This window comes from Dokdonella sp. (genome assembly GCF_044227025.1).
In the GTDB taxonomy this organism is placed as follows: domain Bacteria; phylum Pseudomonadota; class Gammaproteobacteria; order Xanthomonadales; family Rhodanobacteraceae; genus Dokdonella_A.
Genome location: NZ_JBGAFX010000008.1, coordinates 1 through 25,182, shown reverse-complemented (window position 1 = coordinate 25,182; position 25,182 = coordinate 1). Strand labels below are relative to the sequence as shown.

Here is a 25,182-nt window from a genome sequence, read left to right as displayed (position 1 = left end):
GGGGAATGCGCCTTCCCAGACAGGACAACTAACGTGGCGAAAGTAACCAAGTCGTTCCAGTACGGCGCTCAAACGGTCACGCTGGAAACGGGCGAAATCGCCCGCCAGGCCTCCGGTGCGGTGATGGTCAGCATGGGCGGTACGGTCGTGCTGGTGACCGCGGTGGCGGCGCCGAAGATGCGCGAGGGGCAGGATTTCTTCCCGCTCACCGTCGACTACGTCGAGAAGTTCTACTCCGCCGGCCGCATTCCGGGCGGCTTCTTCAAGCGCGAAGGCCGTCCGACCGAGAAGGAGACGTTGACCTCACGCCTGATCGATCGTCCGGTGCGTCCGCTGTTCCCGGAAGAGTTCAAGAACGAGGTGCAGGTCATCGCACAGGTCATCTCGCTGAACCCCGATATCGATGGCGACATCCCGGCGCTGATCGGTGCATCGGCCGCACTCAGCCTGGCCGGCATCCCGTTCAAGGGCCCGATCGGCGCAGCGCGAGTCGGTTACGCGAACGGCCAGTACCTGCTCAACCCCACCCACACCGAACTCAAGACCTCCGACCTCGACCTCGTCGTCGCCGGTACCGCGAATGCGGTGCTGATGGTCGAGTCCGAAGCGAAGCTGCTCAGCGAAGACGTCATGCTCGGCGCGGTGATGTTCGGCCACAAGCAGATGCAGGTCGCGATCCAGGCGATCGCCGAGCTCGCCACCGAAGCGGCGAAGCCGTCGTGGAACTGGCAGGCGCCGGCGCGCAACGAGGCGCTCGTCGCAGTGCTGAAGGGCGCGGTCGGCAACAAGCTCGAGCAGGCGTTCCAGATCCGCGACAAGCTGCAGCGTCGCGACGCGATCGCCGCGATCAAGGCCGACGTGATCGATTCGCTGAAGGGCGAAGCCGAGAAGAACGCGTGGGCTGCCGTCGACATGGCGAAGGAATTCGTCGAGCTCGAGTACCACACGTTGCGCGACAGCGTGCTGAAGACGAAGGTGCGCATCGACGGCCGCAAGCTTGACGACGTGCGCGCGATCACCGCGCGTGTCGGCGTGCTGCCGCGCACGCACGGCTCGGCGTTGTTCACGCGCGGCGAGACGCAGGCGCTCGTCACCGTCACGCTCGGCACCACGCGCGACGCGCAGATCATCGACGCGCCGGAAGGCGAGTCGAAGGATCCGTTCCTGTTCCATTACAACTTCCCGCCGTTCTCGGTCGGTGAAGCCGGTCGCTTCGGCGCGCCGAAGCGTCGCGAAGTCGGCCACGGTCGCCTTGCCAAGCGTGGCGTGCAGGCAGTCAAGCCGACGATCGAAGCGTTCCCGTACGTGCTGCGCGTCGTCTCCGAGATCACCGAGTCGAACGGCTCCTCGTCGATGGCCTCCGTCTGCGGCTCGTCGCTCGCGATGATGGATGCCGGTGTCCCGCTCAAGTCTCCGGTCGCGGGCATCGCGATGGGCCTGGTCAAGGAAGGCGCCGACTTCGTCGTGCTGTCCGACATCCTCGGCGACGAGGATCATCTCGGCGACATGGACTTCAAGGTGGCCGGTTCCGCCGATGGCATCAGCGCGCTGCAGATGGATATCAAGATCGACGGCATCACCGAAGAGATCATGAAGGTCGCGCTGGCGCAGGCCAAGCAGGGCCGCCTGCACATCCTCGGCGAGATGAACAAGGTCATCACGACCTCGCGCACCGAGATGAGCGAATACGCGCCGCGCCTGATCACGATGAAGATCCACCCGGACAAGATCCGCGAAGTGATCGGCAAGGGCGGTACCACGATCCGTTCGATCACCGAGGAAACCGGTGCGACGATCGACATCAGCGATGACGGCACCGTGATCATCGCGTCGGTCAACCGCGAGGCGGGCGACGCGGCGAAGAAGCGCATCGAGCAGATCGTCTCCGACGTCGAGCCGGGCCGCATCTACGAGGGCAAGGTCGCCAAGCTGATGGACTTCGGCGCGTTCGTGACGATCCTTCCCGGCAAGGACGGCCTCGTGCACGTCTCGCAGATCTCCAACGAGCGCGTCGAGAAGGTTTCCGACAAGCTCAAGGAAGGCGACATCGTGAAGGTCAAGGTTCTCGAAGTCGACAAGCAGGGCCGCATCCGCCTGTCGATGAAGGCGGTCGAGGAAGAAGGCGCTGCATAAGAATCGCGTGAATGAAAAGCGGGCTTTGGCCCGCTTTTTTTTTGCCCGCGTTTGGCGATCACGCGCGCGATTGCTGATTCGATCGCAGGCGCCGCGACGCGGCGTTGGACACCGCCGCACAACGTGCTGCTAAACTCGCCCCGATCGTGAGGAGAGTGGTCCTGCATGCCAGCATCGATGCGCCATGAAGATTTTTCAGCCTTGTTGGGGCGCGCGTGTCGCGTGCGTTCACTCGACCGCGAGGGCGGCGCAGTCGAACTCGTCGGCACTCTCGCGGAAGTCGGTGAGCGCCGAGAGCGCCAGGGTTATGAGCAGTTCGCCTTGCTGTTCAAGGTGGAAGAGCCCGGCGTGCCGCAGCAGGGCAGCTACGCCGTCGAATTCGACGGCGAGGATGCGCGCGAGATCTTCCTCGTGCCGGTTGCGCGGGAAGGGCTGCGGATCGCCTACGAAGCGGTTTTCAACCGGGCGGTCGGAGCTGCCTGAGCGGGCAGCTTCCGGGGACGAGCTCAGGTGCGGTTGAACACGACCTGATAGCTGCGGCCGTCGCCGAGGATCGGCGAGATGAAGGCCTGGAACGTCTGCACGCCGCTCACGCTGAAATCGTAGATACCTTCAGGCAGGGCGGAGCGCTCTGCACTGCGGAACACCAGGGTGAAGCATTGCGCGCGAGCAATCCGCTCGTCCGCGTAGCCTTTCGCACTCTTCAGCGGTACCACCTTGGCAAGTTGCAGGCCGACTGCGGGCTTGCCGTCGCGCGCGAGGCGGAATCCCTTGCCGACCAGCTGCGCGAACGAGGAATAGTCCATTTCCGACAGGTTCTTGGCCGAGGACGTCTTTGCCGATGCGGCCGCGACCAAGCTGGATTCGCCGAGCGCGAACATGGCCGCGCTGACGCCGAACAGCCGCAGGAATTGGCGACGTGGCTGCGACATGGCGAATCCCCCTGGATGACGAACGGCAGTCTAACGGTCGCCGTCGACAGCGGCAAGGCGGAATTGTGCTTGAGTTCACAGCGCCTGAACGCCTACCATGAGCAGGTCCGATGCGGTAACGCCGGATGCAACGGGGGAACACCTATGACTCAGCCGTTCATAAGCGAGATCCGAATGTTCTCGTTCGATTTCCCGCCGCGTGGTTGGGCGACCTGCGCCGGACAGATCCTGCCGATCCAGCAGAACCAGGCATTGTTTTCGCTGCTGGGCACCACATTCGGCGGCAACGGCGTCCAGACATTCGCGTTGCCGGACATGCGTTCTCGCGTGCCGCTGCACCCGGGACAATTGGCGGGTGGTTCCAATTACGTGCTTGGTGAGCAGGCGGGCACGGAGAGCGTCACCCTGCTGCAGACTCAATTGCCGCAGCACAACCACTTCATGCAGGCGGCCGGTGCCGCGACCACCGGGGATCCTACCGGCGCGATGCCCGCCACGCCGACTGCGAACAAGGCATACCGCGGCGGGCCTCCCAACGTGCAGCTCGCCACCAGCACCAATCCCAGCGGCGGCACCCAGCCGCATCCGAATATCCAGCCTTACCTGACGGTCAATTTCGCGATCGCCCTGCAGGGCATCTTTCCTTCCCGCAACTGAGCACTCGCCATGTCGAATCCATTCCTTGGCGAGATCCGCATGGCCGGTTTCAACTTTGCGCCGCGCGGCTGGGCGTTCTGCGCCGGACAACTGCTGCCGATCTCGCAGAACGATGCGCTGTACGCCCTGGTCGGCACCACCTACGGTGGCGATGGCGTGACTACATTCGGTGTGCCCGACTTGCGCGGACGCGTGCCGATCAACCAGGGCCAGGGACCTGGGCTCAGCAACTACGTGTTGGGCCAGATGGCTGGAACGGAGTCGGTGACACTGATCACCGCGCAGATTCCCTCCCATGTGCATGTGATCAACGCCGCCAGTAGCGGCGCGCGCAGCTCGAGTCCGTCGGGCAACCTGCTCGGCAGCGGAGAGGCGGACATCTACAACCATGATTTCGCGAACACGGTGGCCCTTTCGCCGAGCGCTCTTGCGCCGAGCGGCGGCAACCAGCCGCACGACAATACGCAGCCGTTCCTGTGCATAAACTTCATCATCGCCCTCGAGGGCGTCTTCCCGAGCCGGAACTGAGGCAGCCATGACCGCACCTTTCGTCGGCGAGATCCGCATGTTCGGCTGCAACTTCGCGCCGCGCAATTACTCGTTCTGCAACGGCCAGCTGATTCCGATCTCGCAGAACACCGCGTTGTTCTCCCTCCTCGGCACGTACTACGGCGGCAATGGCACGACCAATTTCGCACTGCCGAACCTGCAGGGGCGTGTGCCGATGGGATTCGGACCGGGCCCGGGTCCCGGTCTGACCCAGCGCGACCTGGGTGAGATCGGCGGCAGCGAGGGCGTGACGTTGCTGCAAACCGAAATGCCGGCGCACACCCACGGCGTGCCCGCGCAGAGTACTCGCGCGGATCGCGCCAACGCATCGGGTGCTGCGCTCGCTGCCGGTGCCGACCAGGTGTACTCGACCGGCAGTCCATCCGGAACGATGAGTCCGCTGGAGATCGGCCTTGCTGGCGGCAACCAGCCGCACAACAACCTGCAGCCATTCCTGGCGGTGAATTTCTGCATCGCCCTGCGCGGCATCTTCCCGGCGCGCAATTGAGCATGTCAGGCGCGCCATGTGGTCACAAGATCGCCTTGCGCGATCTGCGCGCCGACGACGATGATTTCCTGTACCGGGTGTATGCGGGTACGCGCGTCGAGGAGCTCGCGCCTCTCGGCTGGAACGAAGCGCAGGTCGAGGCATTTCTGCGCATGCAGCACTCCGCACAGCGACGCGACTACTGGCTCAACTACGACACCACCCGTTTCCACGTCATCACCTGCGACGGTGTCGATGCGGGCCGCCTGTATGTCCAGCGCCGCGACGACGAGTTGTGCATCGTCGACATCGCGCTGCTGGCGAAATTCCGCGGACGCGGGATCGGCAGCCTTCTGCTTTCGCAGCTCGAGGCGGAAGCCGACGAGGACCACCTCGTCGTTCGCATCCACGTCGAGCACGGAAATCCCGCACAACGTCTCTACCTCCGCCACGGTTTCGTGTTTTGTGACGAAGCCGGTGGCTCGATCTACCGCTTGATGGAACGCCTGCCGCGCGATCGTGACGCGAGCCGGGCGGCTTGAACAGGGGCAAGCACGCATGATCGGCAATGCAACGAGGCGACACCTCACGGCGCCGTGGCTGGCGCTCGGGTTCCTGCTGTGTGCCGCGCCGGCCGGAGCCGGGGTGGTCACCACGCTCGCGGACAGCGGCGTCGGCAGCCTGCGCCAGCAGGCAGGCGCGGGCGGAAGCGTGACGTTTGCCGCCGGCCTGAGCGGCACGATCAACCTGACCAGCGGGCGGATCGACGTCAGCGGAACGACGATCACCGGCCCCGGCGCGAACCAGATCACGGTCAGCGCCCTCAACGCGAGCCAGGTCTTCCAGACCTCCGGTACGACCACGGTTTCGGGACTGACCCTGACGGCAGGCTCGGCCGGCGCCGGCGGGCAGGGCGGCGCGATCTCCAACAGCGGCAACCTGACCCTCAACGCGGTCGCGATCACGTCCAGTGCAGCCAGCGATGCCGGCGGCGCGGTCTACAACACGGGCACGCTGACGGTCACGTCGAGCACCTTCAGCGGCAACAGCGTTACCGCAGGCAATTGCGCCGGCGGCGGCGCCATCCGCAGCGAAGGACCCGGCTCGGTGCTGGTGGTGACCAACAGCACAATCACGGCGAACACGGCTGCTTCGTGCAACGGCGGCGGCATCAGCTTCAACAATGGCACGGCGACGATCACGGCCAGCACGATCACCGCGAACAGCGCCGGTCTTGGTGGCGGCAATGTGTACAAGGGCAGTTCCGCCGCCAGCCTGACCTTGACCAGCAGCGTCGTCAGCGACGGCACGACCGGCGGCGGCACGCCGACCAATCCCGACCTGCACGGTGCGCTCAGCGGCCTTGCCTCCAGTGGCTTCAACCTCGTGAAGGCGCGCGGTGACAGCGTCGGCTACATCGCCAGTGATCTTGCCGATGGCACCAGCCCGCTGCTCGGAGCACTCGCGAACAACGGCGGGCCAACCAGCACCCAGCTGCCGCAACCGACCAGTCCGCTGCTCGAGGCCTCGGCGCCGTGCCAGGCCACCGACCAGCGGGGTTTCACGCGCCCGCAGGGCGCCAGCTGCGACATCGGCGCGGTCGAGTATCGCCAGTCGCCGCTGACTGCCTCGATTGTCGGCAGCGGCAGCGTGTCGGCCGGCGCGACGCCGGTGCCGACGATCGGCACGATCAGCAATTGCAGCGGAAACTGCACGGCGTACTACGACGGTGAAACGCAGCCGACCGTCACGCTCACCGCGACACCGAACGCGAACCAGCTGTTCTCCGGCTGGAGCGGTGCGTGTGCCGGGACGAATCCGGTCACGACCGTGGCGATGACCGGCGCGCGGACCTGCGTTGCGACGTTCGTGCCGAACACGTTCACCGTCACGTCGAGCGTCGCCGGTGGCAACGGATCGATCGCTCCAGCGGGTTCGCAAGTCGTCAATGGTGGCAGCGTGCTGGTCTTCACGCTGTCGCCTGCGGCGAATTATCACGTTGCGAACGTCGATGGATCCTGCGGCGGCGCGTTGTCGGGTCCGAACAACACGACCTACACGACCAATGCGATCAGCGCGAATTGCACGGTGGTCGCGCACTTCACGATCGACCAGCATGTCGTTCTCGCCAGTGTCGCGGGCGGCAACGGCTCGATCAACCCGCTTGGCCCGGTCAACGTGGACCACGGTTCCAGCGCAGTGTTCACGCTGGCGCCGTCCGCGAACTACCACGTGGCCAGTGTCGACGGCACCTGCGGCGGCGCGCTGTCGGGTCCGAACAACACGACCTACACGACCAACGCGGTGACCGCGGACTGCACGGTGGTCGCGCACTTCGCGATCGACCAGCACGCGGTGACGTCGAGCGTCATCGGCGGCAATGGCACCATCAGCCCGGCGGGTACCCAACAGATCAACCACGGTGCGACCACGGTGTTCACGCTTGCGCCGGCAGCGAACCATCACGTCGCCAATGTCGATGGAACCTGCGGCGGTACGCTGTCGGGTCCGAACAATACGACCTACACGACCAATGCGATCACCGCGGACTGCACGGTGGTCGCGCACTTCGCGATCGACCAGCACGCGGTGACGCCGAGCGTCGTCGGCGGCAACGGCACGATCAGCCCGTCGACGGCGGTGCAGGTGGACCACGGTGCGACCACGGTGTTCACGCTCGCGCCGTCCGCGAACTACCATGTGGCCAGCGTCGACGGCACCTGCGGCGGTACGCTGTCGGGTCCGAACAACACGACCTACACGACCAATGCGATCACCGCGGACTGCACGGTGGTCGCGCACTTCGCGATCGACCAGCATGCGGTGACGCCGAGCGTCGTCGGCGGCAACGGCACGATCAGCCCGTCGACGGTGGTGCAGGTGGACCACGATGCGACCACGGTGTTCACGCTCGCGCCGGCTGCAAGCCATCACGTCGCCAGCGTCGACGGTACCTGCGGCGGCACGCTGTCGGGGCCCGGCAACACGATCTACACGACCAATGCGGTCACGGCGGACTGCACGGTGGTGGCACACTTCGCAATCGACACACACACGGTCGGTGGCACGGTGAGCGGCCTGGTCGGATCAGCGATGGTGTTGCGCCTCAACGGCGGCAACTCCCTGCTGATCGGCGCCAACGGCAACTTCGTGTTCGCCCAGCCGCTCGATGACCTCACCGCCTATGCGGTGACGATCGCCCAGCAGCCGACCGCTCCGGCCCAGGTCTGCACGGTCACGAACGGCAGCGGCACGCTGGCCGGCAGCGACATCACCAATGTCGCGGTCAATTGCCCGACGCCGCTGGCGCACCTCAGCCTGAGCCTCAGCGACAACCGCAGCTACGCGCGCTACGGGATGTTGCTGAACTACATCGTCACGCTCACCAACGACGGCACTGGCGATGCGACCGGCATCAACCTCGCCAATGTCTCGCCGCCGCAACTCGACACCGCGGCGACGACCTGGACCTGCCAGGGCGCCGGTGGCGGTGCAACCTGCACCGCGAGCGGTAGCGGTGCGCTCAACGACGCAAACGTCCGCGTGCCGATCGGCCGCACCCTGACCTGGATCGTGACCACGCCGGTGCGTCTGGATGCGAGCGGCGGCAGCGTCGCCTACACCGTGAACGCCTCGGGCGGAGCCAGCGCCAGCGCCACCGACCGGGATACATTGGTGATCATGCGCACCGGCATGGACGTGGCATACGGCGATGGCGCGGAGTCGGTGAGCGATCCCGCCAGCGTGGCCTGCACGCCCGCCGGCGCTGCGCAGCAACGCTTCGACCTGACCACGACGCGCGCATTCGCAATGCCTGCAACCGCCAGCGCCGCGATCGACGTCGTCCTCGTCGCGCATGCGGCGAACGGTGCGGGACTGCGGGTCGAGCGCCTGAATGTCGGTGCGGCGCCGCGCGTACGACTCGTCACGATCGACAAGGCCGGCGTCGAGCACGCGACCGCATGGGCGACCACCACGCCGCAGGCGACATTGACGATGGGTGTCGCAACCAGCGGCGATCGCTCGGTGCTGCTGCTCGACGGCTCCGACATCGCGCTCGAGATCGCCTTGCCCGAGGGCGTCGATGCGACCGTGCAGGCACAACTGCCGACCCGCGACTGCACTCGGTAACCGGACCTGCGATCCGGCGCGACCTCGCGCCGGATCCGTCCGGCATCAATCCTTGTCGTCCGCCATCGCGCCGAGCCGGACGACGCGCTGCAGCGTCTCGCCGTTGCGGATCACGGTCAGCGTGACCGAGCGAGTCGTGCTGCGTTTCAACCGGTCCTGGAAGTCCGCGCGATCGGCGATGGGCTTGCCGTCGACGGCGAGCACGTAGTCGCCGGCGATCAGGTTCGCGCGCGAGGCGGGGGTGCCGCCGATGACGGTGCCGATCGCGATGCCGCCGTCCACCGCGAGTGTCGTGCGCTCCTGAGCGCGCAGATCGCGAAATGTCGCGCCGAACGAAAGCTTGAAGCGCACGTAGTAGTCGGCGATCCAGACCGCGTCCTCCGTGCCGCGCGGCGACGCGAGCAGGACGCGCTCGGCGCCGATCGCGGCGGCCTGCCGCGATGCCTCGGCGCGCGCGTCCGTTTCGCGGTCTCGTCCGATCAACTGCACGGGCATGCGGCTGCGCCCGATCCGCACGTAGCCCTGCGCCGACAGCCGGTTGTCGCCCCCGCCGTCGTCGTCCACGTCGATCCGCGCGCTCGCAGGCGCCGGCGTTGCGCGCATGCGCGCAACGGTCGCCGCATCGCGGCCGGGAGTTTCCTCGTAGCTGATTCGCTCAGGCGCAGGCGCGATGGTTTCGCTGCTGGCGGCGCCCGGCGGCGCTTCCGCGGGCGTATACAGCGGATGGCTGGCACAGCCGGCGAGCAGCAGCAGGGCAAGCGGGGCGAGTCGACGGGTCATTGCGGGTTCCGCGGGTCGGGGGAGGGCATTCTCGCCCCGTTCGTCGCGTTGGCAAAGTTTGCAGGTCCGCCTGCCGCTGTTTGCTAGGATTGCGCGCGCCTGCGGAGGGAACCCTCGTGTCGCTGCTACGCATCTATTTCCGTGTGATCGCCCTGCTTGCGCCGGAGAAGTGGCTGGCGATCACGCTTGCGCTGGCCAATCTCGCGCTCGCCGGCGTGTACTTCCTCGAACCGTGGCTGTTCGGAAAAGTCGTCGATGCGCTCGCCGCGCCGGAGAAACACGGCGCCTGGCGCCTGATCTGGTCGTGGGCCGGAGTCGGCCTCGGCGGGGTGGTCGCCAGCGTATGGGTCTCGCTGTACGCGGACCGCCTCGCGCACCGGCGCCGCCAGGCCGCGATCGCGAGCTTCTTCGAACATGCGGTCGCGCTGCCGCTGGCTTTCCATGGCCAGCACCACACCGGCCGCCTGCTGCGCATCATGCATGGCGGCAGCAGCAACCTGTTCGGACTCTGGCTCGGCTTCTTCCGCGAGCACCTGGCGACCCTGCTGTCGATCGTCGTGATGGTGCCGCTCGCACTGCACATCAACTGGAAGCTGGCGTTGCTGATGATCCTGCTGATGGTCAGCTTCGCGGTGTTCAACGCGATCGCGATGCGCAAGACGCACAAGGCGCAAGGCGAGGTCGAGGAACTGCACCACGAGATCTCCGAACGCGCCGGCGACGTGTTCGGCAACGTGCTGGTCGTGCAGAGCTTCACGCGGCTGGCGGCCGAGGTCGCCGCGGTGCGCGAAATGATGCGCCGTGCGCTCGCGGCACAGTACCCGGTGCTGCGTGGCTGGGCCTGGTTGTCGGTCGCGAATCGCGCAGCGAGTACGCTGACGATCGTCGCGATCTTCATGCTCGGTACCTCGCTCAACATCAAGGGCGAAGTCACGGTCGGCGCGATCGTCAGCTTCGTCGGTTTCGCGATGATGCTGATAGGGCGCCTCGAGCAGTTCGCCGGATTCGTTTCCAGCCTGTTCTTCCAGACCCATTCGCTCGGCGATTTCTTCGCGGTGCTCGATACGCCGGCGATCCTGCAGGACGACCCGTCCGCGCCCGACCTGCCACCGATCCGCGGCGAAGTCGCGTTCGAAAACGTTTCGTTCGGCTACGACGTGTCACACCCGGCACTCAAGCACCTGAGCTTCCGCATTCGCGCCGGCGGCACCGTCGCGCTGGTCGGTCCGACCGGGGCCGGCAAGACGACTGCGCTCGGCCTGCTCTATCGCACCTATGACCCGAGCGAGGGACGCATCACGATCGACGGTGTCGACATCCGCGAGGTGAACCTGACGTCACTGCGCCGGAACATCGCGGTCGTGTTCCAGGACCCGGGCCTGTTCTATCGCTCGATCGCCGACAACCTGCGCATCGGTGATCCGGATGCGAGCCAGGAGGAGATCGAAGCGGCCGCGCGCGCGGCCGAAGCGCACGATTTCATCGTGGTCAAACCCGAAGGCTACGCGACCCTGGTCGCCGAGCGTGGCCGCTCGTTGTCCGGTGGCGAGCGCCAGCGGTTGTCGATCGCGCGCGCGATGCTGAAGGACGCGCCGATCCTGATCCTCGACGAGGCGACCAGCGCGCTCGACAATGCGACCGAGGCGCGCATCCAGCGCGCGCTGACCAAACTGACCGCCAGCCGCACGACCTTCGTGATCGCGCATCGCCTGTCGACCGTGCGCAATGCGGACATCATCCTCGTGCTCAAGAACGGCGAGCTGGTCGAGCAGGGGCGCTACGCCGAACTGGTCGCACAAGGCGGCTTGTTCGCCGAACTCGATGGCCAGGGCCGTTTCGTCGCCGACGCCGACGACGCCGGGGTGAGCGCCGAGGACGCGCCGGGCTGAGCGCGGCGCCAACGCTCGGTTCGCTCCGGGCGATCCTGTTTCGACTTCGCGGAACGTCATTCCGCTGCGCTCGACACGAACAGTCTGGATCCCGCAGGCGGTATGCGCGCGCAGGCGCGGGGTGCGGCCGCAACCTTTCAGGCGGCATGACTTCCGGCCCGTTCGCTAGTGTGAACTGAACACTATGATTCACACAGGTCTATGAAGAGCTGAAGGTCACAGCGATGGTCGACACCGAGACCCACCTGTGGAAATTCCACAAGGAACTGAGCGCAGGCATCGTCTCGCTGGTGCTGCTGGCGGTGCTGGCGCGGGCGAAGAAGCCGATGTATGGCTACCAGATCGCAAAGCAGCTCGACGAAACGGGCGAGGGCGTGCTGAGCGGCAAGCAGAGCGCGCTCTATCCGGTCTTGCGCAACCTCGATGGCGCCGGCTTGCTCGCCAGCGAGGTCGAGCCGTCGGTGGCGGGGCCGCCTCGCCGCTACTACCGCATCACGCCGCTCGGGCGGAAAGTCCTCGACGAGTGGAGCTACGCGTGGACCGCCACGCGTGATTTCGTGAATACCGTGCTGGAGGGAACATGAGTACGCCGCAGACCATCCGCGAATACCTCGAGCAGTTGCGCGTCGCGCTCGGAAACGCCGATCCGGCGCTGCTGCAGGATGCGTTGTACGACGCAGAGGATCACCTGCGCTCCGAGTTGGCCGAGAATCCCGGCAGGTCGGAAGCCGAGGTGCTGGCGCGGATCGCGAACAGCTACGGCGCGCCCGAGGAGGTCGCCGCGATCTATGTCGACAAGGAACAGGTCGTGCAGACGGCGTTGCGTTCGCCACCGCCACCTGCGCGGCGCAGTGCGCTCGGGCGCTTTTTCGGTGTCGCCGCGGATCCGCGCGCGTATGCGGCGTTGTTCTACATGCTTCTTTCCATGGCGACCGGGATCTTCTACTTCGTCTGGGCGGTGACAGGCGTTTCCCTTTCGATCGGCTTGTCGATCCTGATCTTCGGCATCGTGTTTGCTGCGCTGTTCTTCGGCAGCGTGCGGGTGCTCGCATTGGTCGAAGGGCGCATCATCGAAGTCATGCTCGGCGAACGCATGCCGCGCCGACCGCAATACCAGGACCGCAAGCTGTCGTGGCGCCAGCGCGTGGTCGCGATGTTCACCGATCCGCGCACCTGGTCGACCCTGCTGTACATGGTGCTGATGCTGCCGCTCGGGATCCTCTACTTCACCCTCGCGGTGGTCGGCATCGCGCTTTCGATCGGCATGGTCGCGGCACCCATCGCGGTCCTGCTCGCACAATCGGGTGCGATCGAAGGCGGCATCTACCTCGATGGCCAGTCGATCCTGCCGCCGATCGTGCTGCTGCCCGTCGTGCTGGTGCTGGGTGCAGTGCTGCCGTTCGCGCTGCTGCACCTCGCGCGCGGCATCGCGCACTTCCAGGGGGCGTTGGCGAAGCATTTGCTGGTGAAGTCGGCCGGGTAGTGTTCGCCGTGGAGCACCGCGAACAGCGGTGCTCTCGAGCTCATCCTGCAGCGCTTACGGGTTCATGCCGGCGGGGTGCGGGCGGTGCCGATGATCGCCTCGCGTGCGCGAAGCAGGCGCAGGATGTCGCGGCCGCCGACGCGCAGGGATTCGTCACCGCCACGGCCGAGGTCGTGCAGCAGGGTTTCGAGGCACTCGATGCCGGAAAGGACCTGGTTGGCACCGAGGCGCTCGATCAGCATCGCGGTGAGCGCGTCGATTTCGGTGAAGCGCACTTCGTCGCGGCGGTCGCGCACGAGCAGGATCAGCACCGGCTGCGGCGCCGGCTCGGTCGGGACGAAGTCCGGGCCGATGTGCTGCACCGGATAGCGATAGGCGAGCACGCGCAGCAGCGGTGACAACACAGGCACGCCGTTCAACACGTCGCCCTGCGCATCGCAATCCAGCGCATCGATCTCCGCCTCGTCGAGGCTGAGGGCGAGTTCGCTCCATTCGTAGTGCGCCAGTTCGAGCAGGAACGGCGGGTCGCCGGCCGCGGACTCGGCGCGCTGTTCGAGGTGGCGGATGAATTCGCGCGCGATCTCGGTGAACAGCGGGGTGCGCGAATGATGGTCGCGGTAGAAGTCGCGTACGCGCCCGTGCCAGGCGTCGTCGTCGTGCAGGCGGCGGATGACCGGGAAGTTCGCCGCCAACAGGGATTCGATGTTGTTGTAGAAGAGTTCCGTGTAGATCGCCATGCGGCGCGGTTCGACGTCGGCCGGTGCCGGAGCGCGTGCCGGGTCACGGATGTGCGCGGCGAACGCGTACTGCGCCGCGCGCGTGGCGGCGGCCTCAGGCGCGGCGGACATCGCGTGCCTCGACCTGGTGTTCGGACTGGATCGCGCGGATCGAGCGCACCTCGCCGACCAGTTCGGCCAGCGGCGGAAAATTGAAATCGCGCTCGACCAGGGTGGGGCGCACTCCGAAGTTGCGGTAGGCGCGCGCGAGCAGCTGCCAGACCGGATCGATGATCGGCGCGCCGTGCGTGTCGACCAGCAGGTCCGGGGCTTCGACGTAGTGACCGGCAATGTGGATGTAGGCGATGCGTTCGCCCGGCAGTGCATCGAGGAATGCGCCGGCGTCGTAAGCGTGGTTGACGCTGTTGACGTGGATGTTGTTGACGTCGAGCAGCAGGTCGCAGTCGGCCTCGGCCAGCACGGCGTTGATGAAGTCAATCTCGCGCATCGCCTGCGAAGGCGCGGCGTAGTAGGAAACATTTTCGACCGCGATGCGCTGGCCGAGCACGTCCTGTGCCTGGCGGATGCGTGCAGCGACCGCGTGCACTGCCTCATCGGTGAATGGAATCGGCATGAGGTCGTACAGGTGCCCGTCGTCGGAGCAGTACGAGAGGTGCTCGGAATAGATCGCGATTCCGTGCGTGTCGAGCAGGCGACGAATGCGCACGAGCAGGGTTTCGTCGAGTGGCGCGGGGCCACCGAGCGAAAGCGAGAGACCGTGGCAGACGAACGGATGCCGCTCGGTCAGCGCGCGCAGTTCGCGCCCGAGCCGGCCGCCGACGCCGATCCAGTTTTCCGGCGCGATCTCGAGGAAGTCGATCGCATCCTGCGGTTCCTGTGCGGCGAAGTGATCCCGCAGCGGGCCCATGAGGGCCCGCCGCAGGCCGAGTCCGGCACCTTTGGGAGCGGGACTTCGGTTGCCCATGTCCTTACTTCTTGCCGCCGCAGGAACCTTCCGCGTCCTTGTGGCCGCCACACGAACCTTCCGCGGACTTCGCCTTCTTCTCGCCGCCGCAGGAACCCTCGGCCTTCTTCTTGTCACCGCCGCAGGAACCTTCCGCCTTCTTCTTGTCCGCGCCGCACGACGCTTCCTTGCCCTTCTTCATGGAAGCATGGTGTGCGTCCATTTCGGCCTGGTCGACGAAACCGTCGCCATTGGTATCGACCGACTTGAAGTGCGACTCGAGGTCGGCCATTTTTGCCGCCTTCGCCTCATCCATCGACACCTTGCCGTCCTTGTTGGTGTCCATCTTTTCCACGCCGCACTTGCCTTCGCCACACTTGCCTTCGCCCGCCGCGGCGAGCATGTAGCCCGACGCAAGGTCGCTGGCCTGGAACGCCGGGCTGGCCGCGGCGAGCTGGCTCAGCGAAAGCGAACCGATGAACGCTGCGCCGATCGCGACGCCGAGGGTGTTGCCGATCTTGCTGGACATGCGAGTGATCTCCGTGAGTGTCTTCGGGCTTTGCCCGTTGGGTTTCGCCGATGCGCCGGCGTCTTGCTGGTCCACGTTAGCCGCTTGCGCGTTAACGCGGCGTATTCGACCGGCAGTCGCACCAATCGATTGCACGGTTCACCGCGGTCGGCGAACGGTTCATCCGATTGCTGCGCTGCAATGCGTCGTCGCCCGCACTTGACCGTGGCCCGGTCCGGATTCTTTCACGTCGGATCGCAATCCGCTCGTATCGCCGCACGGGGCGCAGCACGGACCGGGACGGCGGCCGGGAGCTGTCAGCGCAGCACGCGCACCTGCAACTGCGCCCAGGCGCCGCTCGTCGCGAGGGCGGTGATGGTACGCACGCCGGTCTCGGCGAACGCATGCTCGAACGTGGCACTGCCGCGCGTAGTGCCGGCGAGGCGGCCATCGATCAGCCACAGCACGTCGCCGCCGGAGCCGAACGCGCGCAGGTGGAGGGTGGCGGGCGTGCCGCTGTTCGGCGCGCGTGCGATCGCGCTGCCTTCGGCGACCCCTTCGATGCGGATCGGCTGGATCGCGTCGAGGCCGTCATCCGCGCAGCCGTGCGCGAGTGGCGGCAGGGTCGCGCGCCGGCGCAGTTCGCGCGGCAACCACGGATAGGCGAGCGCGGGCCAGCGCGCGATGTCGACTTCGCGTTCGTGCTCGCGCGTACAACCGGCACTCAGCCGCTCGCCGCTGCGCGCATCCACGCGCAGATGCACGAGGCCGGCACTCCAGGTGTTCGTGTCGCGCTCGGGCAGGGTGGGCGGGACCACGCCATCGAGGGTCCACGCCGTATGCTTCTGGTGGCACAGCTCCGCATGGGCCGGATCGAATGCGAGGCCGAGCGGCCAGCACACGTCGAGCTGGCGCGCGCTCGCCGGCGGCGGTTCCGGTGCCGCTGCGAGCGCGTTGCGCGGCAGGCTGTCGACGACCTGGAACATCAACGGCAATGCGGTCACCGCGCCGTACTGCCCCGGCAGCGGCGTGCCGTCCGGGCGCCCGATCCATACCGCGACCGTGTACTGGCGCGTGGCACCGACCGCCCATGCGTCGCGGAAGCCATAGCTGGTCCCGGTTTTCGACGCGACGCGCGGACGCGTGCCGGGATCGAACGTACCCGGTGCGTAGCCGGGTCGCGGATTTGCTTCGAGGATGTCGCGCACGATCCACGCCGCGCCTTCCGACAGGATGCGCCGGTCGATCGTCGCGTCGCCGCCGGCATAGCGCACGCGCCCGGCGATGCCGCCACGGTTGAGGGCGGTGTACGCGCCGACGAGGTCCTCCATGCGCACGCCGGCGCCACCGAGGATCACCGACAGGTTCGGCGTGGCGCCGCGCGGCAGGCGCAGGTCGAGGCCGGCATTGGCGAGGCGCGCGGCGAACCGGGTCGGGCCGATGCGGTCGATCAGATCGACCGCCGGGACGTTGAGCGACAGCCGCAAGGCTTCCGCCGCACCGACCGGTCCGTTGTAGGCCATGTCGAAATTGCCCGGACGGTAGCCGTCACCGAACGATTGCGGCGCATCCACCAGCAGGCTTTCCGAATCGATCAGGCCGTCGTCGAGGGCGAGGCCGTACAGGAACGGCTTCAGCGTCGAACCCGGCGAACGCCACGCGCGCACCATGTCGACGTGGCCGAGGCGCTGCTCGTCGCCGAACTCGGCCGAACCGACGTAGGCGCGCGCTTCGAGCGTGGCGTTGTCGACCACCAGCAGGGCGGCCGAGGTGCGCTCGGGCAGGCGCGCGAGGTAGTCGGTCACGCGCGCCTCGAGCGAGCGCTGCAACTCGGCGTCGATCGTGGTGGTGATGCGGCGTTGCGCGGGCTGTTCGGCGTGCAGGCGCTCGGCCAGCAGCGCGGCGCTCAATGGCGGCTGCAAGGCGCGCGCGGCCACCGACTCGATCATCGCGTCGTGCACCTGCGCCGGACTCCACACGCCGAGCGCGGCCATGCGCGAAAGCACCTTGTCGCGCGCGACCCGTGCAGCGTCGGCATTTCGATCGGGGCGCAGGCGGCTCGGCATCTGCGGCAGCACGGCGAGCAATGCGGCTTCCGCATGCGACAGCCGCGATGCGGGTTTGCCGAGATAGGCCCAGGCAGCCGCCTCGACCCCTTCGATGGTGCCGCCGAACGGCGCGCGGTCGAGATAGAGGGTGAGGATTTCCTGCTTCGACAGATGCGCTTCGAGCTGCACTGCGCGCAGCATCTGGCGCACCTTGCCGAGCGCGCTGTGCGGCGTGCCGTCGAGGATGCGCGCCACCTGCATGGTCAGCGTCGAGCCGCCGGAGACGAGGCGCCGGTGCACGATCCACTGGCCGAACGCGCGCGCGAGCGCAAGCGGGTTGACACCTGGATGGCGGTAGAACCAGCGGTCCTCGTAGGTCAGCAGCGCCTCGACGTACAGCGGCGAGACGTCTTCGACGCGCGCCGGATAGCGCCATACACCGTCGCTGTCGGGGAACGCGCGCAACGGCCGGCCATCGCGCGCGAGCACGATCGTGCTGCCGCCCGACGGATCGGGCAGCGGCAGCGGGAACAAGCGGTCCAGCAACAGGGCGAGTGCGAGCAGGCACAGCAGGGTGATGGCCGATTGCCGGAGGAACTTGCGTGCACGCAGGTTCATCGCCTTAGCCCTCCCCTTCAGGGGGAGGGTTGGGTGGGGATGGGTCTGCTTGGCCGCTGCTTCGATCCGGCATCGAGCTACGGCTCGATCACCTTCACCGATGCCGGCGTGCTCTTGCCGATGCCGCGCACCTGCGGCATGTACATGTCCTCGACCAGCGGCGGCGGTACCTGGAACGTGCCGGGCGTGACTGCGCGCACGAGATAGAACACGTGCGCGGTCTGGCCCTTGCCGAGGTTGAGTGCGGCGACGTAGCGATCGTCGCGGAATTCCTCGTGGCGCACTTCGGCCGCCTGCGCGCGATCGGTGATGGTGATGCCGTCGACGACGACGTCGGCCCACTGCTTGGCGTCGGTGAGATTGAAGTTCTCGATCTCGAGGCCACCCGGCAGCAGGTCGACCAGCAGCGCATCCGGCATTGCCTCGCGCGCTTCGAGCTTGAGGCCGACGATCAGGCTGTCGCCTTCCTTCAGCGGGCCCGGTTCCCACGGCTTGCCGTCGAGGGTGTAGAACTGGCGCTGGATCCACACGTAGTGGTCGTCGAAGGCTGGCGCCGCCTTCGGAATGCCGGCGACATCGGTGGCGACATACAGCGGCAGGTCGCCCTGCGGCGTGAAGCGCACGCCGGAAGCGATCTCGGCGCCGCCGAAGGTGCGGCTCCACAGGCGATCCGGGCTGATCTCGCTGCTGTTCGCGCCGATGCCGAGCGTACCGGAGACGACCTTGTCGGCATCGCCGCCGAGCAACGTCTTGCCGAGGCGCGCAATCGCGATCTGCTCCTGCGTGCTGAGCCAGAGCCAGCGGTAGCCGTACTTGCGTTGCGCGGCGTCGGCCTGGTGGTCCTCATTGGTCAGGGAACGCGCGATGTCGAACACGCGGCCGTCGTATTCCGGTTTCGACAGGCCGTAGCGATGCACGAGCTCGACCATCAGCGCCGTGTCGCGCAGCTTCGAGCCGTAGTCGCCGAGGTACCAGGGCCGTTCGACCTTCATCGCGAACGCTTCGGCGATCGCCTTCTGCGCACGCGGCTCGTCGCCCATCAGCTTGAGCGCGATGCCGAGCTGGACCAGCGGCAGTGCGGTCACCGATTTCGAGCGCTCGTTGTCGTACAGCGCGCGCAACGTGCCGAGCGGCGCGCGGTTGACGCGCGCGAGCACGTAGCCCGAATACGCTTCGTTGGCGAAGCGCAGGTGATCGCTGTGCTCGTAGCCGTAGAACGGATGGCCGCCCGAGAGCAGGTCGTCGTTGAGGCGCTTGAGCGCTTTCTGCAGCATGTCGTCGGGGACCAGGAAGCCGGCGTCGCGCGCGTCCTCGAGGAACTCGACCACGTACGGCGTGATGTACTCGTTGACGTAGCTGTCGCCACCCCACATCGAGAAATGGCCGGAGGGGATCTGCATCGAGGCGATGCGGCCGATCGCGCCATCGACGCGCTCCTTGCGCTGGTCCGCGGGCAGGCCGTCGACATGCAGGCTGGTCGCGGTCTTCTCGTCGAGGATCAGCGAGCCGTAGCCCTTGCTGGTCGTCTGCTCGATGCAGCCGTAGGGGTACTTCAGCAGGTCGCGCAATGCGGACGCGAACGGCAGCGGCGGCAGGCTCGACACGGTCAGGCGCGCGGCGATCGAGTCGGCGAGCAGGCCATCGACCGCATCGACAGGGAAGGTGACCGGGTCGAGCTTGTCGAGCGAGCGCGCCGAAGAACGCATGACCGACGGCCATGCCGCGCGCACGACCATCTCGAAGTGGCGGTCGATCTTCAGTTCGCCGCTCGACGCCTGCACGTTGATCTTGCCGACGCCGTAGCCGTCGAGCGCGTTGAGCGCGAAGCTCAGCGTCGTCTTGGCGCCGTCGGCAAGCTTGACCTTGCGCTCGCCCTTGTCGATCGCGAGCGGTTTCTGGGTCGACACCTTAACCACGAACTCGCGTTCACTGCCGGAGAAGTTCTGCAGGTCGAGCGTGAGCGCGGACTTGTCGCCGGGTGCGAGCACGCGCGGTGTCGAGATCTCGGCCACCAGCGGCGCGCGCACGATCGTCTCGGTGTCGTTGCCGCCGTACTGGTTCTCGCCGAACACCTGCGCGGTCACGCGAACGGTGCCGTTGAAATCCGGCACCTTCAGCGCGACCTTCGCCTCGCCCTTCGCATCGAGCGCAACCACGCCGGAGAAGAGGTCGACCGTCAGCACCTTCGCGGTCGGCCGGCGCGCCTGCGGCAGGGCCGCGAGCGCCATGTCGCCGCCGTAGCGCAGCTTGGCGGTGTTGCCGTCGAAGCTTTCGATCACGCGCGAGTACAGGTCGTACGCATCGATGCCGAGCGCACGCTGGGCGAAGAACCACGCATTCGCGTCGGGTCGCGCGAAGCGCGTGATGTTGAGGATGCCGACGTCGACCGCGGAAACGGTGACGTAGGCCTTCTTGCCGGCAAGCGCGGGCGCCTTCACCGTGACCGGCAGGTCGGCCTCGGGCTTCATCATCTTCGGGGCGTCGATCGCCACGTCGACCTTGCGGTCGGCGCGATCCATCGGCACCCACGCTTCGCCGACCGCGCGTGCGGGCGTGATCTTGTCCGTGGCCGAACCGCCGCGGAACACCAATGCGGTCACGTACACGTCGTGGCGCTCGAAGTCCTTCGTCACCGGGATCTCGAACGTCGCACCGGGTTTCGCGTCGATGTTCTTGGTGTAGAGCAGGTGGTCGGACTCGACCAGCAGCACGCCCGGCCCCGCCTGCGGCGGCGTGATCGTGACCTTCATCGTGTCGCCGGCGTGGTAGCTCGGCTTGTCGAGCGCGAGCTTGACCTTGTCCGGGCGCGCTTCCTTGCCGCGGTTCTCGTCGTTCCAGCTCCAGCCGGCGAAGAACGGCAGGCGCGTGGTCAGGCCTGTCGCGGGGTCGAGGACCTCGACGCGGTAGTTGCCCCATTCGACCGGCACGTCGAACTTCGCGACCTTGCCGGCCTCGACGTCGATGTCGCGTTTCTCGGAGTCCTCGTAGCGCTGCACGTAGTCGAAATGCCAGCCGCTCTCCTTGTCGAAGCTCCAGTGGTAGTCGCGGTACTCGCGCACGAGGGTCAGCTTGAGATGCTGGCCGGCGAGCAGGTCGCCAGCCGCATTGCTGCGGATCAGCTCGAAGCCCGCGCGACCGCGCGCGTCGGAACCCTCGTTGATGTCGAACAGCGGGCGCACGCCGACCAGCGCGTCGGCCGGCCAGACGGTGCGCTTGAGTGAGCGCGTGACGGTGCGGCCGCCGCTCTCGTAGACGCTGCCGGCGAGGATCGCCGCGACGGGGGCTGCGGGCTTCGCGCCTTCGGCGATCTCGACGTCCTGCTCGAGCTTGCCGTGCTCGTCGAGCGCCTCGTCGATGACGTCCTTCGCTTCCTTGGGCAATTCGATCGTCGGATCGCCGAAGAAGTAATCCTTGTGCGCGTCGACCGGATGCTGGTCGGCCGCGACGGTCAGGCGCGCGGTGAAGCGGTTGCCGGACGCGGGCGCGCCGTAGAGGTAGTCGCCCTCCACCGCCAGTTTCAGCGGTTCGCCCGGTTTGAGCACGGCCTGGCTGGTGGTGAGGTCGAGCTTGAGGCGCTCGGGCAGGAACTCCTCGATGCGGAACGTCAGGCCCTGCGCCGCCTGCTTGTCCTTCGGATCGGTGCGGAACTCCACCTGCCAGCGGCCGGTTGGCGCATCGACCGGGATCTCGCGCGACCACTCGAAATAGTTGAGGTCCTTCGGATCGAGCTTCGTCTCGGCGTAGGTGCGCCCGTCCGGTTGCTTGAGGGTCAGGAACAGCGGCTGCGGCTTGATCGGGTTGCCGTCGTAGTCGCGCAGCAGTGCGGACAGCGCGATCGTCTCGCCGGGGCGATACAGGTCGCGATCGGCCCAGGCGAACACGTCGAACCAGGTCTGCTTGCGGCCGGCGACCGCGAAATCGGAAAGATCGAGCGCGGGCTGGTTGAACGGCAGCAGCGAGATGTCGTTGCCGCTCTTCGCCACGAGCACCTGGTCGGCCTTGAGTTCGTAGGCGAGTTGCGCGTTGCCGTTCGCGTCGGTCCTGCCGGCGACGACCGATTCGCCCTTCGAGTCGAGTACCGACAATTCGACGTCGCCTTGCGGAGCACCGCTCTTCAGCGAGGCGCTGTGCACGAACAGCGTGTCCTTGTAGGCGCGCGTGTGCAGGCCGATGTCGCTGACGAAGAAGTAGCTCGTCTCGTAATCGTCGTTGAACGTGCCGGCCGCCTTCATGACCGCGAAATACAGGCCCGGCTTGGCCAGTTCGGCGATGTTCTGGATCGGCAGGTAGTTGAGGCTGCGCTCGTTGTCCTTTCCGGGCAGGGCGAAGCGGTTGGAGTAGACCGAATCGGCGATCTGCGCGACCGGCGATCCGGGGCGGCCCCAGCCGTAGCGTGGATCGAGCTCGTAGGAACTGCGCTTGCCGTTCTTCTGGTACGCGGCGAAGAAGTTCGCGAGTTCGTCGTCGTGCACGCGCAGGAATTCGACGTCGACTTCCTTGACGTTGACCGAGATCACCGGCAAGCCGCGCGTCTCGCGCGCCGGCAACACGTTGCCCTGCGAGGCGAACGACGCGTTCGGCTCCATCGGTCCGGTGTAGACGTCCTTGCGCACTTCGCTGCCGAGCGTCTTGCCGTCGGCCGCGGCGAGTTCGGGCTTGAGGCGCACTGCATAGCTCTGGTCGGCTTGCACGAACGGGAAGCGCAGGGTGGTGCCGTCCTCGTCGAGCGACCAGCTGCCTTCCACCGCGGCGCCCTTGGGATCGGTCACCGCGATCAGCGTGTCGAACGCCTGCGTGCCGACCAGCGGCTGGCTGAATTCGAGGGCGAGTGCGAGCTGGCCGTCATGCTGTTCCGCGCGCGCCGACGCGAGCGCAAAGCCTTCGACCTTGGTGGTCTTCGACGGCTCGGCCGCGACCGGCTTCTTGCTTCCCTGTACCTCCGGCGGCTTGTCCGACGGACGGTTGCAGGAGGCGAGCGCGGCGACCGCCGCTACGAGCAACGCGAGGCCGGCGAGTCGCAGGCGCGACACGGGCGAAAGCAGTTCCATTGTGAATCCCCCGGTGGATGGCGATGGAAGTATACCCGGGCAAGCGTGACACCCCGATATGGCGGCATGCGGGCGAACGCGGGCGCAATGTAGCCGGAGTTGCGTCCGTGCGCGGGTAGGGCTGCGCAAAATGCGTTACGGTTGGCGTTCGTCCCGTGATCCATTCCGCGAATGTCGACCGCCATCGTCTGGTTCCGACGCGACCTGCGCCTTGCCGACAATCCGGCGCTGGCGGCCGCACTGCGCATGCACGACGCGGTGCTGCCGGTGTACGTGCATGCACCCGACGAGGAGGCGCCGTGGCAACCGGGCGCCGCGAGCCGCTGGTGGCTGCACCATTCCCTCTCGGCACTGGCCGCCGACCTCGTGCGGCGTGGAGCACGCCTGCATCTGGTCGATGGCCCTTCGCTCGACACGCTTCGCAGACTGGTCGCCGCGACAGGTGCCGACGCCGTGTACTGGAACCGGCTGTACGATCCCGCGACGGTCGCGCGCGACACGCAGATCAAGCAGGCGCTGCGCACGGACGGGGTCGAAACACACAGCTTCAACGGCGCCTTGCTGATCGAGCCGTGGGACCTGGTGACCGGCGGCGGTACCCCGTACAAGGTGTTCACGCCGTACTGGCGCAACGCGCGCTCGCGTCTCGAGCCTCGGCCACCTCCTCCCGCGCCGCGCCGCATCGACATGCCGCCGATCGAAACCGGTTTGCCGCTCGAGGCATTCGGTTTGTTGCCGGGCGTCGCCTGGGACGCCGGCCTCGCCGCCGCCTGGCAGCCCGGCGAAGCGGGGGCGCTGCGACGTCTGGAAACGTTCTGCGCCGCTGCCGTCGCCGACTACCCGGGCGAGCGCGACATTCCCTCGCACGAAGGCACTTCGCGATTGTCGCCCCACCTGCACTTCGGCGAAGTCTCGCCCATGCAGGTCGCCTGGGCGTTGCTCGATGCAGCGCGCGAAAGCGCCGCAGCCGGTGGCGCCGAGAGCTGCCTGCGCGAACTCGGCTGGCGCGAATTCTCGCAATACCTCATCCACCATTTCCCGCATTCCACCGAGCGCAATCTCAATCCGCGCTTCGATGCATTCGAATGGCAGGACCCCGATCCATCGCTGCTCTCGCGCTGGCAGCGCGGGCGTACCGGCATCCCGATCGTCGACGCCGGCATGCGCGAGCTGTGGACGACCGGCTGGATGCACAACCGCGTGCGCATGCTGGTCGCATCGTTCCTGACCAAGAACCTGCGCATCCACTGGTCGCATGGCGCGCGCTGGTTCTGGGACACGCTGGTCGACGCCGACCTCGGCAACAACACCCAGGGCTGGCAGTGGACGGCCGGCACCGGCGTCGATGCCTCGCCGTATTTTCGCGTGTTCAATCCCGTGACCCAGGGCGAGCGTTTCGATCCGCAGGGCGCCTACGTGCGGCGCTGGGTGCCCGAGCTCGCGCCGTTTCCCGCCACCTCGATCCATGCACCGTGGCGGGATGCCGGGCGCCTGCGCGCGAGCGGCTACCCGCCGCCGATGGTCGATCTGGCAGTGTCGCGCCGGGCTGCACTCGATGCGTATCGCGATCTGCGGGCTTGAATCGCGTTCGCGCGGACCTGCGCAGCCGGCGCCTGCAACGCAGGCGCGACCGCAAGGAATTCGATGCCGATCACCTCAGCGTTCGCACGCCCACCCAAGAAGTCCATGCGAACAGTCAGTCGGCATTTGGGGCCAGACGCTTGGCGAAGAAGAGATCCGAGTAGCCAATGGGATAGTCGTTGATGCGTGCCAGCTCCTCGTAGCCCATGTGCGCGTAGAAGCCCGGTGATTGGAAGCTATGTGACGAAAGCAGGGCGATGATGCAGTTCTTGTCCATGGCGTTCTTCTCGAACGCTTTCAACAATACACCGCCCAAGCCCTTGCCACGGTGTACTTCCGCAACCCACAGATAGGACACAAAGCAGCAACGACCCCAGGTGAACCCGGAAATACCACCTACAACCGTTCCTGACTCGTCCCTCTGCGTCGCGCCGAACGACTCCCCATCAAAGTAGCCGGTCGCCTTTGAATTGAACTCGTGGATCCGCTCGGCAAGGAAACGTTCGAGATCCTGGCAGTCTGAATCGCCCCGGCTTTCCCGGAGGCTCCAACCTTTGAGAGGATGGAGTCATGAAGAAGCCCAACAAGTATGCCCCGGAAGTACGAGAGCGAGCAGTTCGGATGGTGCGCGAGCACCAGGCTGAGCACACCTCGCAGT

Annotated in this window: 19 protein-coding genes; 11 read left to right on the top strand and 8 right to left on the bottom strand. The window is 66.9% G+C overall.

Annotation, left to right across the window (positions count from 1 at the left end; genetic code table 11):
- Window positions 1-33: 33 nt before the first annotated feature.
- Window positions 34-2,133 carry a polyribonucleotide nucleotidyltransferase gene (pnp, locus tag ACILRJ_RS17025; protein WP_395684410.1) on the top strand — a complete coding sequence of 700 codons (2,100 nt, stop codon included), beginning with the start codon at window positions 34-36 and terminating at the stop codon, window positions 2,131-2,133.
- 165 nt (window positions 2,134-2,298) lie between these two features.
- Window positions 2,299-2,616, top strand: a complete 318-nt coding sequence (locus ACILRJ_RS17020) for a DUF6916 family protein (RefSeq protein WP_395684409.1) — start codon at window positions 2,299-2,301, stop codon at window positions 2,614-2,616.
- A 23-nt stretch (window positions 2,617-2,639) separates the two neighbouring features.
- Here the strand turns inward: ACILRJ_RS17020 and ACILRJ_RS17015 are convergent, their stop codons facing one another.
- Window positions 2,640-3,065, bottom strand: coding sequence for a DUF6916 family protein (locus ACILRJ_RS17015; RefSeq protein WP_395684408.1), 426 nt, complete (start codon window positions 3,063-3,065; stop codon window positions 2,640-2,642).
- 15 nt (window positions 3,066-3,080) lie between these two features.
- Here ACILRJ_RS17015 and ACILRJ_RS17010 point away from each other — a divergent pair, with 15 nt between their 5' ends.
- The 5 genes from ACILRJ_RS17010 to ACILRJ_RS16990 are packed head-to-tail and all read left to right on the top strand — an operon-like array spanning window position 3,081 to window position 8,889.
- Window positions 3,081-3,722 carry a phage tail protein gene (locus ACILRJ_RS17010; protein ID WP_395684407.1) on the top strand — a complete coding sequence of 214 codons (642 nt, stop codon included), beginning with the start codon at window positions 3,081-3,083 and terminating at the stop codon, window positions 3,720-3,722.
- Window positions 3,723-3,731: 9 nt separating this feature from the next.
- Window positions 3,732-4,250, top strand: coding sequence for a phage tail protein (locus ACILRJ_RS17005; RefSeq protein ID WP_395684406.1), 519 nt, complete (start codon window positions 3,732-3,734; stop codon window positions 4,248-4,250).
- 7 nt (window positions 4,251-4,257) lie between these two features.
- Complete coding sequence (locus ACILRJ_RS17000) at window positions 4,258-4,779, top strand: phage tail protein (RefSeq protein ID WP_395684405.1); 522 nt, start codon at window positions 4,258-4,260, stop codon at window positions 4,777-4,779.
- A 2-nt stretch (window positions 4,780-4,781) separates the two neighbouring features.
- A complete protein-coding gene (locus tag ACILRJ_RS16995) occupies window positions 4,782-5,300 on the top strand; it encodes a GNAT family N-acetyltransferase (RefSeq protein ID WP_395684404.1) in 519 nt (172 codons plus the stop codon).
- Window positions 5,301-5,316: 16 nt separating this feature from the next.
- Window positions 5,317-8,889: a choice-of-anchor Q domain-containing protein gene (locus ACILRJ_RS16990; RefSeq protein WP_395684403.1), complete on the top strand. Its 3,573-nt coding sequence runs from the start codon at window positions 5,317-5,319 to the stop codon at window positions 8,887-8,889.
- 45 nt (window positions 8,890-8,934) lie between these two features.
- On the opposite strand, the gene ACILRJ_RS16985 is transcribed toward ACILRJ_RS16990, so the two are convergent.
- On the bottom strand, window positions 8,935-9,453 hold the full coding sequence (locus ACILRJ_RS16985) for a PDZ domain-containing protein (protein WP_395684402.1): 519 nt from the start codon (window positions 9,451-9,453) through the stop codon (window positions 8,935-8,937).
- 332 nt (window positions 9,454-9,785) lie between these two features.
- Here ACILRJ_RS16985 and ACILRJ_RS16980 point away from each other — a divergent pair, with 332 nt between their 5' ends.
- The 3 genes from ACILRJ_RS16980 (at window position 9,786) to ACILRJ_RS16970 (ending at window position 13,041) form a co-directional block, all read left to right on the top strand.
- Window positions 9,786-11,558, top strand: coding sequence for a glucan ABC transporter ATP-binding protein/ permease (locus tag ACILRJ_RS16980; RefSeq protein WP_395684401.1), 1,773 nt, complete (start codon window positions 9,786-9,788; stop codon window positions 11,556-11,558).
- A gap of 224 nt (window positions 11,559-11,782) precedes the next feature.
- Complete coding sequence (locus tag ACILRJ_RS16975; RefSeq protein WP_395684400.1) at window positions 11,783-12,142, top strand: PadR family transcriptional regulator; 360 nt, start codon at window positions 11,783-11,785, stop codon at window positions 12,140-12,142.
- Window positions 12,139-13,041 carry a sensor domain-containing protein gene (locus tag ACILRJ_RS16970; RefSeq protein ID WP_395684399.1) on the top strand — a complete coding sequence of 301 codons (903 nt, stop codon included), beginning with the start codon at window positions 12,139-12,141 and terminating at the stop codon, window positions 13,039-13,041. Before ACILRJ_RS16975 ends, ACILRJ_RS16970 begins: the two co-directional genes overlap by 4 nt.
- Before the next feature lie 62 nt (window positions 13,042-13,103).
- Here ACILRJ_RS16970 and ACILRJ_RS16965 read toward each other — a convergent pair whose 3' ends face one another.
- The 5 genes from ACILRJ_RS16965 to ACILRJ_RS16945 form a co-directional block, all read right to left on the bottom strand.
- Window positions 13,104-13,889, bottom strand: coding sequence for a DUF2063 domain-containing protein (locus tag ACILRJ_RS16965; protein ID WP_395684398.1), 786 nt, complete (start codon window positions 13,887-13,889; stop codon window positions 13,104-13,106).
- Window positions 13,873-14,742, bottom strand: a complete 870-nt coding sequence (locus tag ACILRJ_RS16960) for a DUF692 domain-containing protein (protein ID WP_395684397.1) — start codon at window positions 14,740-14,742, stop codon at window positions 13,873-13,875. The genes ACILRJ_RS16965 and ACILRJ_RS16960 overlap by 17 nt, the downstream gene beginning before the upstream one ends.
- Window positions 14,743-14,746: 4 nt before the next feature.
- Entirely contained in the window at window positions 14,747-15,250 is a 504-nt protein-coding gene (locus tag ACILRJ_RS16955; RefSeq protein WP_395684396.1) for a hypothetical protein, read from the bottom strand.
- Between the two features lie 296 nt (window positions 15,251-15,546).
- Entirely contained in the window at window positions 15,547-17,895 is a 2,349-nt protein-coding gene (gene pbpC, locus ACILRJ_RS16950; protein ID WP_395684395.1) for a penicillin-binding protein 1C, read from the bottom strand.
- 77 nt (window positions 17,896-17,972) lie between these two features.
- Window positions 17,973-22,943: an alpha-2-macroglobulin family protein gene (locus tag ACILRJ_RS16945; RefSeq protein WP_395684394.1), complete on the bottom strand. Its 4,971-nt coding sequence runs from the start codon at window positions 22,941-22,943 to the stop codon at window positions 17,973-17,975.
- A gap of 171 nt (window positions 22,944-23,114) precedes the next feature.
- Here ACILRJ_RS16945 and ACILRJ_RS16940 point away from each other — a divergent pair, with 171 nt between their 5' ends.
- On the top strand, window positions 23,115-24,524 hold the full coding sequence (locus ACILRJ_RS16940) for a cryptochrome/photolyase family protein (protein ID WP_395684393.1): 1,410 nt from the start codon (window positions 23,115-23,117) through the stop codon (window positions 24,522-24,524).
- A gap of 115 nt (window positions 24,525-24,639) precedes the next feature.
- On the opposite strand, the gene ACILRJ_RS16935 is transcribed toward ACILRJ_RS16940, so the two are convergent.
- A complete protein-coding gene (locus ACILRJ_RS16935) occupies window positions 24,640-25,008 on the bottom strand; it encodes a GNAT family N-acetyltransferase (RefSeq protein WP_395684461.1) in 369 nt (122 codons plus the stop codon).
- Window positions 25,009-25,182: the final 174 nt, after the last annotated feature.

Excerpts from the sequence above, each read along its gene's own strand:
- ACILRJ_RS17020 (WP_395684409.1), top strand. The coding sequence starts at position 2,299 with ATGCCAGCATCGATGCGCCATGAAGATTTTTCAGCCTTGTTGGGGCGC.
- ACILRJ_RS17015 (WP_395684408.1), bottom strand. The coding sequence starts at position 3,065 with ATGTCGCAGCCACGTCGCCAATTCCTGCGGCTGTTCGGCGTCAGCGCG.
- ACILRJ_RS17010 (WP_395684407.1), top strand. The coding sequence starts at position 3,081 with ATGACGAACGGCAGTCTAACGGTCGCCGTCGACAGCGGCAAGGCGGAA.
- ACILRJ_RS17005 (WP_395684406.1), top strand. The coding sequence starts at position 3,732 with ATGTCGAATCCATTCCTTGGCGAGATCCGCATGGCCGGTTTCAACTTT.
- ACILRJ_RS17000 (WP_395684405.1), top strand. The coding sequence starts at position 4,258 with ATGACCGCACCTTTCGTCGGCGAGATCCGCATGTTCGGCTGCAACTTC.
- ACILRJ_RS16995 (WP_395684404.1), top strand. The coding sequence starts at position 4,782 with ATGTCAGGCGCGCCATGTGGTCACAAGATCGCCTTGCGCGATCTGCGC.
- ACILRJ_RS16990 (WP_395684403.1), top strand. The coding sequence starts at position 5,317 with ATGATCGGCAATGCAACGAGGCGACACCTCACGGCGCCGTGGCTGGCG.
- ACILRJ_RS16975 (WP_395684400.1), top strand. The coding sequence starts at position 11,783 with ATGGTCGACACCGAGACCCACCTGTGGAAATTCCACAAGGAACTGAGC.
- ACILRJ_RS16970 (WP_395684399.1), top strand. The coding sequence starts at position 12,139 with ATGAGTACGCCGCAGACCATCCGCGAATACCTCGAGCAGTTGCGCGTC.
- ACILRJ_RS16965 (WP_395684398.1), bottom strand. The coding sequence starts at position 13,889 with ATGTCCGCCGCGCCTGAGGCCGCCGCCACGCGCGCGGCGCAGTACGCG.
- ACILRJ_RS16960 (WP_395684397.1), bottom strand. The coding sequence starts at position 14,742 with ATGGGCAACCGAAGTCCCGCTCCCAAAGGTGCCGGACTCGGCCTGCGG.
- ACILRJ_RS16955 (WP_395684396.1), bottom strand. The coding sequence starts at position 15,250 with ATGTCCAGCAAGATCGGCAACACCCTCGGCGTCGCGATCGGCGCAGCG.
- pbpC (WP_395684395.1), bottom strand. The coding sequence starts at position 17,895 with ATGAACCTGCGTGCACGCAAGTTCCTCCGGCAATCGGCCATCACCCTG.
- ACILRJ_RS16945 (WP_395684394.1), bottom strand. The coding sequence starts at position 22,943 with ATGGAACTGCTTTCGCCCGTGTCGCGCCTGCGACTCGCCGGCCTCGCG.
- ACILRJ_RS16940 (WP_395684393.1), top strand. The coding sequence starts at position 23,115 with ATGTCGACCGCCATCGTCTGGTTCCGACGCGACCTGCGCCTTGCCGAC.